This is a genomic window from Gordonia sp. VNK1 (assembly GCF_040049135.1).
Classification (GTDB): Bacteria; Actinomycetota; Actinomycetes; order Mycobacteriales; family Mycobacteriaceae; genus Gordonia; species Gordonia oleivorans.
This window is the reverse complement of the sequence record NZ_JBDZDJ010000006.1, coordinates 205,375-218,447: the sequence shown is the minus strand read 5'-3', so window position 1 is coordinate 218,447 and position 13,073 is coordinate 205,375. Positions and strand designations below refer to the sequence as shown.

Annotated in this window: 11 protein-coding genes; 10 read left to right on the top strand and 1 reads right to left on the bottom strand. The window is 66.3% G+C overall.

All coding sequences use genetic code 11. From position 1 onward, the window contains the following. Window positions 1-32 precede the first annotated feature (32 nt). Both ABLE94_RS09885 and ABLE94_RS09880 read left to right on the top strand, forming a co-directional pair. Window positions 33-497: a PH domain-containing protein gene (locus ABLE94_RS09885; protein WP_348803713.1), complete on the top strand. Its 465-nt coding sequence runs from the start codon at window positions 33-35 to the stop codon at window positions 495-497. Next, window positions 494-1,321: an SAM-dependent methyltransferase gene (locus ABLE94_RS09880; RefSeq protein WP_348803714.1), complete on the top strand. Its 828-nt coding sequence runs from the start codon at window positions 494-496 to the stop codon at window positions 1,319-1,321. The genes ABLE94_RS09885 and ABLE94_RS09880 overlap by 4 nt, the downstream gene beginning before the upstream one ends. Before the next feature lie 54 nt (window positions 1,322-1,375). Here ABLE94_RS09880 and ABLE94_RS09875 read toward each other — a convergent pair whose 3' ends face one another. Further along, window positions 1,376-3,592 (bottom strand): HNH endonuclease signature motif containing protein, encoded by a 2,217-nt coding sequence (locus ABLE94_RS09875; protein ID WP_348808667.1) that lies wholly within the window; start codon window positions 3,590-3,592, stop codon window positions 1,376-1,378. Window positions 3,593-4,212: 620 nt separating this feature from the next. Between ABLE94_RS09875 and uvrC the strand changes: the two genes are divergently transcribed. From uvrC to secG, 8 genes are all read left to right on the top strand, one after another. Beyond that, complete coding sequence (gene uvrC, locus ABLE94_RS09870; RefSeq protein WP_348803718.1) at window positions 4,213-6,291, top strand: excinuclease ABC subunit UvrC; 2,079 nt, start codon at window positions 4,213-4,215, stop codon at window positions 6,289-6,291. Window positions 6,292-6,353: 62 nt separating this feature from the next. Then, the gene (gene rapZ / locus ABLE94_RS09865) at window positions 6,354-7,253 is read left to right on the top strand and encodes an RNase adapter RapZ (protein ID WP_348803720.1); all 900 of its coding nucleotides are present in this window, start codon (window positions 6,354-6,356) and stop codon (window positions 7,251-7,253) included. Further along, window positions 7,250-8,254, top strand: a complete 1,005-nt coding sequence (locus ABLE94_RS09860; protein ID WP_348803721.1) for a gluconeogenesis factor YvcK family protein — start codon at window positions 7,250-7,252, stop codon at window positions 8,252-8,254. Before rapZ ends, ABLE94_RS09860 begins: the two co-directional genes overlap by 4 nt. Window positions 8,255-8,358: 104 nt before the next feature. Further along, window positions 8,359-9,336: a DNA-binding protein WhiA gene (gene whiA / locus ABLE94_RS09855; RefSeq protein ID WP_348803934.1), complete on the top strand. Its 978-nt coding sequence runs from the start codon at window positions 8,359-8,361 to the stop codon at window positions 9,334-9,336. A 185-nt stretch (window positions 9,337-9,521) separates the two neighbouring features. Beyond that, a complete protein-coding gene (gene gap, locus ABLE94_RS09850; RefSeq protein ID WP_348803722.1) occupies window positions 9,522-10,538 on the top strand; it encodes a type I glyceraldehyde-3-phosphate dehydrogenase in 1,017 nt (338 codons plus the stop codon). Between the two features lie 36 nt (window positions 10,539-10,574). Then, entirely contained in the window at window positions 10,575-11,786 is a 1,212-nt protein-coding gene (locus ABLE94_RS09845) for a phosphoglycerate kinase (protein ID WP_348803723.1), read from the top strand. Then, window positions 11,780-12,568 carry a triose-phosphate isomerase gene (gene tpiA / locus ABLE94_RS09840; RefSeq protein ID WP_348803935.1) on the top strand — a complete coding sequence of 263 codons (789 nt, stop codon included), beginning with the start codon at window positions 11,780-11,782 and terminating at the stop codon, window positions 12,566-12,568. The genes ABLE94_RS09845 and tpiA overlap by 7 nt, the downstream gene beginning before the upstream one ends. Before the next feature lie 119 nt (window positions 12,569-12,687). Beyond that, window positions 12,688-12,927 carry a preprotein translocase subunit SecG gene (gene secG / locus ABLE94_RS09835; RefSeq protein ID WP_348803724.1) on the top strand — a complete coding sequence of 80 codons (240 nt, stop codon included), beginning with the start codon at window positions 12,688-12,690 and terminating at the stop codon, window positions 12,925-12,927. Window positions 12,928-13,073: the final 146 nt, after the last annotated feature.

The following is a 13,073-nucleotide window of genomic DNA, read 5'->3' as shown; positions in this document are numbered from 1 at the left end:
GTGATGTGGCCCGAAACCCTGGACGTACCAAGATGACCGGCGACTCCGATGCTGAGGCGGAGTGGGACATGGACTATCGTTCGCGTCGACTCGCGGTGATCGCGGTCGCGGCCGCCGTCGTGGTCCTGATCATCCACATCACCTTCGGGCTGTTGCTGACCATCTCCAACACCGGCCCCGATAACATCGGCTGGTCGGATCAGGCCGCCGTGATCACCATCGGCATCGTGATCGCCGGTGCGTGCATGTTGCTCACCAGACCTCGGCTGCGAGTGGGCAGGAGCGGGGTGTCGGTCCGCAATCTGGCCACCGAGCGACTCTTCACCTGGGATCAGGTTCGTGGATTGACCTATCCCGACAAGGGTTTTGGTGGCCAACTCGAGCTTCCTGCGGATGAGCACGTGCCCGTCCTCGCGATCCAGGCGGGGGATGGCGAGCGCGCCGTCGCCGCGATGGAACGGTATCGCCAGATCGAGCAGCGCTACCGCCGAGGATGACCGATCTCGACGCCGTCGGACAGACCGCACTCGGCGTAGCCTACGTCCGAGCGGTCGAGTCGCGGCGGAGGGACGCACTCTTCACAGATCCCTTGGCCACGAGCATGTTCGACGAGGTGCAGACGGAGGCGGCGCGCTGGGACGACGGTGCCGATGACACGGCGGGCGAGCGCGTCGCGATGTACCAGTCCATCGTCGGACGCACTCTGTTTCTCGACGATGTCTGCCGTCGGGCGGCCGCCGCCGGGATCACTCAGTTCGTGATCCTGGGTGCAGGACTCGACGCGCGTGCGTTCCGGTTGGATCTGGGTTCGGAATGCGTCATCTTCGAACTCGATCGACCACAGGTGATCGACGTCAAGAATGAACTGGTACACCAGTACCGACCACCACGTAAGACGGTACGGCAGGTGGTCGCGGCGGATCTCACCGAGTCATGGACCGAAGAACTGTGTAGTGCCGGATTGCGCACGGATCGCCGGATCTGTTGGCTCGCCGAGGGTCTCTTCGTTTACCTGACCGACGACGTGGTGTTCTCCGTCATCGACTCGATCAGTGCCGTCTCGGTGCCGGGTTCGCGCGTGGGTGCGACACTGCGCCGCCCCTCAGCACATGCGCCCGGCGGTCCGTTCGCCGACGTGAGTGCCATGTGGCACCCGGACCCTGGAATCGTCGAGAATTTTGAGCGCACCGGATGGGTCTGCGAGATCGACGGAGCGCGCCGAATCCTGCGCGAGCATGGCCGGGCTGCCGACGGGCCCGAGGACAATCGTTCGCAACTGCTTGTGGCGGTTCGGTCGGCTGCGGGTACACCACACCGCTGATCGAGCGCACGCTTCGGCCGCCCGTGGAGCACCGGTCCGCCTGGGCGGGCTGGTTCAGGAGGTGTCGAGCCGGTAGTGAAGCCGGGCTGCCAGGACACGTTCGATGCGGCTGTTGCGAGGGTTCATGCCGATGGCGGCCAGTTCCTCGAGCTCACGTTCGCGGTCGGCGTCGCTGGTACGGATGCCGCCATCACGGATGCGGCGCTCGCGTGCCTGACTTTCGGTGGTCGTGTCGCGGACACGACTCCGGGTGCGCGAGGCACGATCGAGCGCGGCAGCGGTGTCAGGGTCGTCGGGATCGTCGGTGATCGGGACACCGTCTCCGTCGAAGATGACCAGGTCGATCTCCCCGGTGTTGGTGACACCAGGTTTGTCGGGGTGCTTGTCGCCTGCGGCGTCGGGCCCGTCCCGCTGATCGGGCGGCCTGGGTTCGACCGGATCGGATTGGGCTGCGCCTGAATCGTATTCGTCGACGGCTGGTTCGGGTTGGTCAGCGACGCCGGACTCGTGGTCCTGGTCGATGCTGTCTTCGATGTCGATGCTGTCGACGGTGGTCGAGTCGGCGGTCGGAGCCGGATGATCCTTCGAAAGACCGCGATCGGACAAGGTTTCGGCCCCGACAGTCGGTGCCGCGTCCTCGTGGTCGGACTCGCTGTCAGCGTCCGAACTTGCCGAGTCGTCGAGGTCTCCGGCGGTGGCGTCGGAATCGACCGACTCGGCCTCACCATTCACGTCACCGTCAGCGGCGTCAGCTTCGATGTCAGCAGTTTCGGCATCGACCGCTTCGGCATCGACCGCTTCGGCATCGACCGCTTCGAGGTCGGGTTCGGTTGCGCCGGTATCACTATCAGTGCCGCTGGTGGTGTGGTCGCGGTGGAGCTGGTCGCGGATCTGGTCGAGTTTCTGCTCGTAGAGGGCGGTGATGTCGGGATGGTCGTTGACGATCTTCGGGTTCTCCGGCATGCCGGGTGCGGCGTTGAGTTGCCACCAGCACCGACCGGCGAGGGGGCCGTCTTCGTAGATGCCGGTGGTGTACTGCCCAGGGTTGGGGCCGACCATCCGGTTGTGCGGCCCGCACGCCGGCGCCAGATCGGTGATGTCGGTTTTCCCGCCGTTGGCCCAGTCCTCTTTGGCGTGATGCATTTCCGAGTGGGAGGCGGGTTGTCCGCAGCCGGGGAAGGAGCACACCTCACCGCCGGTGCGGGAGAACGACGCGATCCGCTGCTCGGTGGATGCCAGGCGGCGGGACCGCCCGAGATACAGGGGGAGGTCGATGGCGTCGGAGAACACCGCCAGGAACTGCTGCAGATCGTTGGGGTCTTTGATGTCACCCAGCGCACTCAGCAAATCCGGGATGGGAATGGTGGATCCAGACGCGGTGGTGGCATACCCGGCGCCGGCGAGCAGATCTTGCAGGAAGGTTTTGATGATCAACGCGACCGGCAAACCCCGATGCGTTTTGCTGAGGACTCCTTCTTTCATCGCCGACACCAACAACACGTGCATGGCATCGTGGTTGCGTTGGGCTTGGGAACGATCGTCACGCTTGACCGCCGCCGCGAGGATGTCGGGGTCGGCGTCACCGATCGCGCCGGTCGGCGATTCCGGATCGTGCAAGTTGTTCATCCCGGGCTTGGCCCAGGCGTCCAGCATGGTGTCCCACAGGGCTCGGGTGACCGGGGGGAGGTGCCCGTTGAGTTTCGCCATCCCATCGACACGGGACTGGTTGATCCACAGGTTGCGACGCTGTTGGCGTTCCTTCTCCTCCACCAACTGCCCGTCGGGGTCGAGGTGCGCCAGAATTCGGGCACCCATCTTGGTGATGTCGGCGGGGATGTGTTCGGTGGCTTTCTCACCCAAGGTGGCTTCGGCGGCGACCTTCTTGTCATGGGGTACGGCGCTCGGGATGTTGTCCAGGGCTTCCAACGCTGCCGACAGGTGGGTGTGACCGATCAGACCCTTCTCATACGCTTTGGCCAGCGTCGGGAATTTCGGTTCCTCGGGTTGTCCGGTCAAACCGTGGAATCGGGCGGTGGCCTTCATATGGGCGATGCGCATGGTGGGTTGCGCGATCCGCAGATCGTAGTTCAGGAAGTTCGACAGGCTGACTTTGCCGACTTTGCGGTGCACACCACGATCCGAGATTTCCAGGATCGCGCGGTCGCCCTGGAAGTGGGTGCGGGTGGCGATCTGTTCGGACAGTTTCGCCGCCTCGACGACCTCGAGGTCGGAGCATGCGGTCATCGGAGTCTTCGCCAGCTCGTCGAGCATCGCGTTGATCTGTGCATCAGCTGCAGTGGTCGTGACATGGGACTGTCGGTGGTGTCTGTCATGCTGATGTCACCTCCCCCGAGAAGGCCGTTGTGGCGTATGTGTTCTATTATAGTCACCCGCATCAAGACTCGTAAGTATTTTCTATCCACAGGGTGTGGATGCGTGAATGTGGTTGGGGTGCTGGCTATTTCCAGCCTTGTGTCACCGGGTCTCGACACGGTTCGTCGCTAGCGCTCCTCACCGGCTCGACCGGCGGGATAGAGGTGTTCGACCTGCGGGATGAGGGGCTCGACCTGCGGGATGAAGGTGTTCGACCGGCGGGATGCGGGCTCGACCGACGGGATAGCGGCTCGACCAACGAATTATGGGCTCGACCAACAATCTGGGGGCTCGAGCAACGAATGACGGGTCTCGGCCGGCGAACTATGGATGGGTCTCGGCCGGCGGGATGAGGGGTCTCAGTCAAGGAATCAAGGGTGCGCGATCGATGGGCATGAAGACGCTCGGCCGGCGGACGGGCTGCTCGACCGGGGGATGGGCAGGCCGCGACCCGGCTGTCGGGGCCCGTGCGACGAGTGAGCGCCTCGCCTGTCGGGACGGACGACTAGCCTGGAGGAGTGGCCGACCCGAGTACCTACCGTCCCGCGCCCGGGACGATTCCCACCGATCCCGGCGTCTACAAGTTCCGCGATACCCACGGGCGGGTCATCTACGTCGGTAAGGCCAAGAATCTGCGGTCACGGCTGACCTCCTACTTTGCCGACATCGTGTCGCTGCATCCACGCACCCGGCAGATGGTGACGACGGCTGCGTCGGTGGAGTGGACCGTCGTCGGCACCGAGGTCGAGGCGCTCCAGCTCGAGTACAACTGGATCAAGGAGTTCGATCCGCGCTTCAACGTCCGTTACCGCGACGACAAGAGTTATCCGATGCTCGCGGTCACCCTCAACGAGGAGTATCCGCGGCTGTTCGTCTACCGCGGTCCCCGGCGACGCGGCGTGCGCTATTTCGGGCCGTACTCACATGCCTGGGCCATCCGGGAGACCGTCGACCTTCTCACGCGGGTCTTCCCCGCGCGGACATGCTCGAACGGGGTGTTCAAACGTCACCGACAGATCGATCGCCCGTGCCTGCTCGGCTATATCGACAAGTGTGCTGCGCCTTGTATCGGGCGGGTCTCCGCTGCCGAACACCGCGAGATCGTCGACGATTTCTGTGACTTCCTCGCCGGCCGTACCGACCAGATGATGAAGCGTCTGGAGCGCGAGATGACCGCGGCGGCAACAGAACTCGACTTCGAACGCGCGGCCCGCCTGCGGGATGACCTCGGTGCCATGCGGCGGGCGATGGAGAAGCAGGCGGTGGTCCTCGGTGACGGCACCGATGCCGACATCATCGCCATGGTCGGCGACGACCTCGAGGTGTCGGTGCAGATCTTCCACGTGCGAGACGGACGTGTCCGCGGTGAACGGGGATGGGTGGTGGAGAAATCCGACGACGATTCGCTCGGCGAGCAGGTCGGGCAGTTCCTCACCCAGTTCTATGGTGCGCAGGTCGATCTCGACGCGACGGTATCCGTCGGTTCCGACCGTGCCCGCGGGGAGTCGGTGCCGCGTGAAGTGCTGGTCCCCGCCGTGCCCGCCGAGGTCGACGAACTCACCGAGTTCCTCTCCGACCTGCGTGGCAGCAGGGTCAGCCTGCGGGTGCCGCAGCGCGGTGACAAGAAAGCCCTGTTCGAGACGGTCGAACGCAACGCGTCAGAGGCCCTGGCGCAGCACAAATTACGTCGCGCGGGTGATCTCACCACACGTTCGGCGGCGTTGACCGAACTCCAGGAGGGCCTCGGCCTCGATCAGGCGCCGCTGCGCATCGAATGCGTGGACATCAGCCACGTGCAGGGGACCGACGTGGTCGCGTCGCTGGTGGTGTTCGAGGACGGACTGCCCCGCAAGTCGGACTACCGCCACTACTCCATCCGCGAGGCGGCCGGGGAAGGCCACTCCGACGACGTGGCCTCCATCGCCGAGGTCACCCGGCGTCGTTTCCTGCGGCATCGAGCCGATCAGGAGCAGGGTGTCGCGTCGCAGGTGATCGACCCGGATACCCACAAGCCCAGGCGTTTCGCCTATCCGCCCAACCTTTTCGTCGTCGACGGTGGCGCGCCGCAGGTGCATGCCGCCGCAGCGGTCCTCGACGAACTCGGCGTCACCGACGTCGCGGTCATCGGTCTGGCCAAGAGACTCGAGGAGATCTGGGTTCCCGGCGACGACGAACCGGTGATCCTGCCACGGTCGAGCGAAGCGCTCTTCCTGCTACAACGGGTCCGTGACGAGGCGCACCGGTTCGCGATCACCTTCCATCGCAGCAAGCGCAGCAGACGGATGACCGAGTCGGTCCTCGACGGCGTGCCCGGTCTCGGCCGTACCCGGCGCAACGCGTTGGTCACCCACTTCGGCTCGGTGGCGCGCCTGCGCGAGGCAACGGTCGACGACATCGCGCAGGTCCCCGGGATCGGGGTGACCACCGCGACCGTGGTGCACGACGCGCTGGCCGCCGACACCACCGCGTCGGAGCCCGCGTCCACCGACGTGACGGCCGATCCGGCCTCGGTCGGTGTCGCCTCCGGAGCTCCCGAACAGCCCGGTCCGAACCACAGCGTCGAACACGGCACCCCGGAAGCGAGCAGCACCCGATGACGACCGGCAATGATCAGGCGGGCCCAGCGCCCGCAGACCACCAGCGAGTGAGCGGAGTATCCATGAGCAACGACGACGTCGACTCTCTGGTGGTGTTGTTCGTGGCCGGCATGTCGGGCGCGGGGCGCTCGACGGTGGCCAATGTGCTCGAGGACGACGGCTGGTACGTCGCCGACAACGTGCCGCCCGCGCTGATCTCGACGATGGTCGACGTCGTGCGTGACAGCGACCCGCCCATCCTGCGTCTGGCGATGGTGCTGCGCGCCACCGATTCATCGCTCGGCGACGAGGTTCGTTCGCTGCGTTCCGAACTCGAGGAATCGGGCACGCAGACGCGGGTGCTGTTCCTCGACGCCTCCGATCAGGTGTTGGTCCGCCGGTTCGAACAGGTTCGTCGCCGCCATCCGCTGCAGGGCAGTGAAACCCTGATCGAGGGTATCGCGCGGGAGCGGGTGATCCTGGCGCCGCTCAAGGACACCGCCGACCTCGTCGTCGAGACCTCCTCGCTGACCGTGGCGAAACTGCGTGAGGTGGTGGAGGACTCGTATCCGCACGACGCCAATTCGAGGTTGAGCGTGGCGGTGCAGTCCTTCGGTTTCAAGTACGGGCTGCCGATCGACTCCGACCTGGTCGCCGACGTCAGGTTCCTGCCCAACCCGTACTGGGTCGCCGAACTCCGTGAACTCAACGGCCGCGACGAGCCGGTCCGCGACTACGTCCTCGGTCAGGAGGAAGCCGGACGATTCGTCGACCTCTACACCGAGTTGATCGGTGTGGTGGGCAAGGGCTATCTGCGAGAAGGTAAGCGGTACATGACAATCGGTATCGGGTGCACGGGTGGCAAGCACCGCAGCGTGGCCATTGCCGAGGAGTTGGCCCGCCATCTCCGGGCGTTGGCCGACGACGGCGGCGCGGCCCGCTACGACGTCCGGGTGATGCATCGGGATCTGGGACGCGAATGACGTCGATGAAGATCGCCGCGCTCGGCGGCGGGCACGGCCTGTACGCGACGTTGACGGCGATGCGCTACCTCAGTCCCGATATCACCGCGGTGGTCACCGTCGCCGATGACGGCGGCTCATCGGGGCGGCTGCGTGGCGAGTTGGGAGTGATCCCGCCGGGGGATCTGCGGATGGCGATCGCGGCACTGATGTGCGCCCCCGCGGCACTCGAGGAGATGTCGTCGGACGGTGATCGTGGTGAGGGTCGGCGCCGGCACGAATTGTGGGCGGAGGCGCTGCAGCATCGGTTCGGTGGTTACGGCGCGCTGGCGGGTCACCCGGTGGGCAACCTGTTGCTGGCCGGGCTGACCGAGGTTCTCGGCGACCCGGTGACCGCGCTCGATGAGATGATGCGGGTGTTCGACGTGGGCGGCCGGGTCCTGCCGATGTCGGCGGTGCCGCTCGAGATCGAGGCGGATGTCTCGGGATTGGAATCGGATCCGCGGATCTCGCGAGTGATCCGTGGGCAGGTCGCGGTGGCCACCACACCGGGCAAGGTGCGTCGGGTGCGGCTGATACCCAACGATCCGCCGGCGTGTGAACCGGCGCTGGCCGCGATCGACGAGGCCGATCTGGTGGTACTCGGCCCGGGGTCCTGGTTTTCCAGCGTGATCCCGCACGTGCTGGTTCCCGATCAATTGGATGCGTTGCGGCGCAGCAACTCCCGCAAGATCCTGTTCGTCAATCTGGCGCCCGAGCCGGGGGAGACGCCCGGGTTCTCGGTGGAGCGCCACCTGCACGTGTTGCATGCACATGCCGATACGCTGCGGATCGATCACGTCGTCGTCGACGAGGCCTCGGTGCCGGCCGGCCGGGAGCGGGAACACCTCGAACGTGCGGCGGCACAGTTCGGCGCGACCGTGGACGTCGGTGATCTCGCCGTGCCGGGACGTCACGTCCATGACCCGGTCAAAGTCGCTGCCCTGGTGAAGCAACTGTGCTTACGTGAACTCAGCCGATAGGCTGTGCGGACGAGAATGCGGGGGCGGGCGACAATACGGGGGGCGGTCGTGAGTACGGCCGGTGTGGGTGTGAGTCGATGACAGGAGGCCAGGGACCGGTGGCGATGACTGCTGCGGTGAAGGACGAGTTGAGTCGGCTCACCGTGACGCAGGTGAACCCGCGCAAGGCCGAGGTGTCGGCATTACTGCGATTCGCGGGAGGACTGCACATCGTCGGTGGTCGCGTGGTCGTCGAGGCCGAGGTCGACATGGGCAACGTCGCCCGGCGACTCCGTCGCGAGATCCACGATCTGTACGGACACACCTCCGAGGTGCACGTCCTGCGGGGTGGCGGTCTGCGCAAGACCGCCCGCTACATCGTGCGGGTCACCAACGACGGCGAAGGTCTGGCCCGGCAGACGGGACTGCTCGACCTGCGCGGCCGGCCGGTTCGCGGGCTACCCGCCCAGGTGGTCGGCGGCAGCGTCGCCGATGCCGAGGCCGCCTGGCGCGGAGCGTTTTTGGCGCACGGCTCACTGACCGAGCCGGGACGTTCCTCGGCGCTGGAGGTGAGTTGCCCCGGACCGGAGTCGGCGCTGGCGCTCGTCGGTGCAGCCCGACGTCTCGGGGTGTCGGCCAAGGCCCGGGAGGTCCGTGGGGCCGACCGCGTGGTGATCCGCGACGGCGAGGCCATCGGGGCGCTGCTCACCCGGATGGGTGCCCACGACACCCGGCTGATCTGGGAAGAGCGACGGATGCGCCGTGAGGTACGCGCGACGGCCAACCGGCTCGCCAACTTCGACGACGCGAACCTGCGTCGTTCGGCGCGGGCCGCGGTGGCCGCGGCCGCCCGGGTGGAACGGGCCCTGGAGATCCTCGGCGACGAGGTGCCCGACCATCTCGCCGCGGCCGGGCATCTGCGGATCACACACCGACAGGCGTCGCTGGAGGAACTGGGCCAGCTCGCCGACCCGCCGATGACCAAGGACGCGGTCGCCGGCCGGATTCGGCGGTTGTTGTCGACGGCGGACAAGAAGGCACATGCCGAAGGCCTCCCGGACACCGAGTCCGCGGTCACCTCGGAACTCCTCGACGACGAGTGAGGCGACGGGAGGACCCGGGCGATCACCCCACCGGGGGCCGGGCCGCGTTAATCGACCCGTCGGGCTGCCATCGATTGGGCGTCCCACTAGGCTGATGGTGACGTCGGTCTGCCAGGAGCGGACCGGCCCACCGGAGCGGCGCGGGCGCCTCGTCCTCGCCGAGACCAACGCTAAGGAGCGATCAAGTGACTGTTCGGGTAGGCGTCAACGGATTCGGCCGCATCGGCCGCAACTTCTTCCGTGCCGTAGAGGCGCAAAAGGCTTTGGGCACCACCGATATCGAGATCGTCGCGGTCAACGACCTCACTGACAATGCGACTCTCGCTCACCTGCTGAAGTTCGATTCCATCCTGGGACGCCTGCCGCAGGACGTCTCGCTCGACGGCGACTTCATCGTTGTCGGCGACCAGCGCATCAAGGCGCTCGAGGTCAAGGAAGGCCCGGCCGCCCTCCCGTGGGGAGACCTCGGTGTCGACGTCGTCGTCGAGTCGACCGGTATCTTCACCGCGGCGGAGAAGGCCAAGGGCCACATCGATGCCGGTGCCAAGAAGGTCATCATCTCCGCCCCCGCCAGCGGCGAGGACATCACCATCGTCATGGGCGTCAACGACGACAAGTACGACGGCAGCCAGAACATCATCTCCAACGCGTCGTGCACCACGAACTGCCTCGGGCCGTTCGCCAAGGTCCTCAACGACGAGTTCGGCATCGTCTCGGGTCTGATGACCACCGTGCACGCCTACACCCAGGATCAGAACCTGCAGGACGGTCCGCACAAGGATCTGCGTCGTGCGCGCGCCGCCGCGATCAACGTCGTGCCCACCTCGACCGGTGCGGCCAAGGCCATCGGCCTGGTGCTGCCGGAACTGAAGGGCAAGCTCGACGGTTACGCACTGCGCGTGCCGATCCCGACCGGCTCGGTGACCGACCTGACCGCGATCCTGGAGAAGTCCGCGACCGCCGACGAGATCAATGCCGCCATGAAGGCCGCTGCCGACGGGCCGCTCAAGGGCATTCTCAAGTACTACGACGCACCGATCGTCTCCAGCGACATCGTCACCGATCCGCACTCGTCGCTGTTTGACGCGGGCCTGACCAAGGTCATCGGCAATCAGGTCAAGGCCGTCTCCTGGTACGACAACGAATGGGGCTACTCCAACCGCCTCGTGGACCTGTCCGGCCTGGTCGGCAAGTCGCTCTGATCGACACGTCCACAACCTCAACGGAGTAACGCTGCAATGGGTGTACCCACTCTGAAAGACCTTCTGGCCGAAGGCGTTTCGGGTCGCGGGGTGCTGGTTCGGTCGGACTTCAACGTCCCGCTGGACGGATCGACGATCACCGATCCGGGCCGCATCCTCGCCTCTCTGCCGACGCTGACGGCGCTCATCGACGCCGGGGCGAAGGTGATCATCACCGCTCACCTCGGCCGGCCGAAGGGCGAACCGGATCCGAAGTACTCGTTGGCGCCGGTGGCCGCGCGCCTCGGTGAGGAACTGGGCCGCAACGTCCAACTCGCCGCGGACGTGGTCGGGTCCGACGCGCTCGCCCGCGCCGAGGGACTGACCGACGGTGACGTGCTGCTGCTGGAGAACATCCGGTTCGATCCGCGGGAGACCTCCAAGGACGAGGCCGAACGGGAATCCCTCGCCAAGGCGCTCGTCGAACTCGTCGGTGACGACGGGGCCTTCGTGTCCGACGGTTTCGGAGTGGTGCACCGCAAGCAGGCCTCGGTCTACGACGTCGCCAAGCTGCTCCCGCATTACGCGGGTGAGCTGGTGGCGGCCGAGGTGAAGGTGCTCTCGACGCTCACCGAGGATCCGGAACGGCCGTACGCCGTCGTTCTCGGCGGCTCCAAGGTGTCGGACAAACTCGGCGTCATCGAGGCCCTGGCACCCAAGGTCGACACCCTGGTGATCGGCGGCGGCATGGCTTTCACCTTCCTTGCGGCGCAAGGGCATTCGGTCGGATCGTCGCTGCTGCAGGAGGATCAGATCGACGTCTGCAAGGATCTGCTGGAGCGGTTCGGCGACGTCATCCACCTGCCGGTCGACGTGGTGGTGGCCGACAAGTTCGCCGCCGACGCCGAATCCGACACGGTGGCCGTCGACGCCATCCCCGACGGCTGGATGGGCCTGGACATCGGTCCCGAGTCGGTCAAGCGCTTCGCCGCGCTGCTCTCCGGCGCCAAGACCATCTTCTGGAACGGCCCGTCGGGCGTGTTCGAGTTCGAGAAGTTCTCCGCGGGCACCAAGGGCGTGGCCGAGGCGATCGCCGCGGCCACGGCCGGCGGCGCGTTCTCGGTGGTCGGCGGCGGTGACTCGGCCGCGGCGGTCCGCACGCTCGGGTTGCCGGACGAGGACTTCTCGCACATCTCGACCGGCGGCGGAGCGTCGCTGGAATATCTGGAGGGCAAGGAACTCCCCGGTCTGAAGGTGCTGGAATCATGAGCCGCAAACCCCTGATCGCCGGCAACTGGAAGATGAACCTCAACCACCTCGAGGGCATCGCGCTGGTGCAGAAGATCGCATTTGCGTTGCCGGCCAAGTACTTCGAGAAGGTCGACGTGACGGTGATCCCGCCGTTCACCGACATCCGATCGGTACAGACCGTCGTCGACGGCGACAAGTTGCTACTCACCTACGGTGCGCAGGATCTGTCCGAACACGATTCGGGTGCCTACACCGGTGAGATCAGTGGGGCGTTCCTGGCCAAGCTGGGATGCACCTTCGTGGTGGTCGGGCACTCCGAGCGCCGCACCATGCATGCCGAGACCGACGAGGTCGTGCTGGCCAAGACCAAGGCGGCGCTCAAGCACGGTCTGACCCCGATCGTGTGCATCGGTGAGGGACTCGACATCCGCGAGTCCGGCGAGCATGTGGCCTATAACGTCACCCAGCTCAAGGGATCGCTGGCGGGGCTGTCGGCCGAGGACATCGGCAGGGTCGTCATCGCCTACGAGCCGGTCTGGGCGATCGGCACGGGGCGGGTGGCCAGTGCCGCCGACGCACAGGAGGTGTGTGCCGCGGTGCGCGCAGCGCTGGCGGAGATCGCCGACGAGTCGACCGCCGCGTCGGTCCGCGTGCTCTACGGCGGCTCGGTGAACTCCAAGAACGTCGGCGAGATCGTCGGTCAGACCGACGTCGACGGGGCGCTGGTCGGTGGGGCGTCGCTCAAGGCCGATGAGTTCGCGACGCTCTCGGCGATCGCCGCGGGCGGCCCGCTGCCCTGACGGGCAGTTCCGACGCGTACACTGGGCGGGCCGGGTCATCGTCGACGGTGATCTGGCCTGCCCAGATGCGCATCCGCAGGTGATGTGCGCACCGACGATCGAAGAGGAATTCCTACGCCGTGCTCGAAACTGTGCTGGATATCGGCCTCATCATCACCAGCGTGCTGCTGGTGATCCTGGTTCTTCTGCACCGGGGCAAGGGCGGCGGCCTGTCGTCGCTGTTCGGCGGCGGCGTGCAGTCCAGTCTGTCCGGATCCAGCGTCGTCGAGCGCAACCTCGACCGGCTGACCATCTTCGTCGGCCTCATCTGGTTCATCTTCATCATCGGCATCGGCGTCGACATCAAGCTGTCCGCCTGATCTGCGCCTGAACTACTCCGTCTGATCTGCACGACCGGCCGTGATCGGCCTGGTCATCGTGGCTCGGTCTCCCGCCTCGGGGGAACCGGGCCACTTTGCGTTTGTGTGACGAGGCTTGTCCCGAGATGCCACGGTGATGCCGACGC

Bases quoted from the DNA above. Each gene is read 5' to 3' on its own strand.
- ABLE94_RS09875 (WP_348808667.1), bottom strand. From the start codon at position 3,592: ATGCTCGACGAGCTGGCGAAGACTCCGATGACCGCATGCTCCGACCTC.
- ABLE94_RS09860 (WP_348803721.1), top strand. From the start codon at position 7,250: ATGACGTCGATGAAGATCGCCGCGCTCGGCGGCGGGCACGGCCTGTAC.
- ABLE94_RS09880 (WP_348803714.1), top strand. From the start codon at position 494: ATGACCGATCTCGACGCCGTCGGACAGACCGCACTCGGCGTAGCCTAC.
- ABLE94_RS09845 (WP_348803723.1), top strand. From the start codon at position 10,575: ATGGGTGTACCCACTCTGAAAGACCTTCTGGCCGAAGGCGTTTCGGGT.
- whiA (WP_348803934.1), top strand. From the start codon at position 8,359: ATGACTGCTGCGGTGAAGGACGAGTTGAGTCGGCTCACCGTGACGCAG.
- ABLE94_RS09885 (WP_348803713.1), top strand. From the start codon at position 33: ATGACCGGCGACTCCGATGCTGAGGCGGAGTGGGACATGGACTATCGT.
- rapZ (WP_348803720.1), top strand. From the start codon at position 6,354: ATGAGCAACGACGACGTCGACTCTCTGGTGGTGTTGTTCGTGGCCGGC.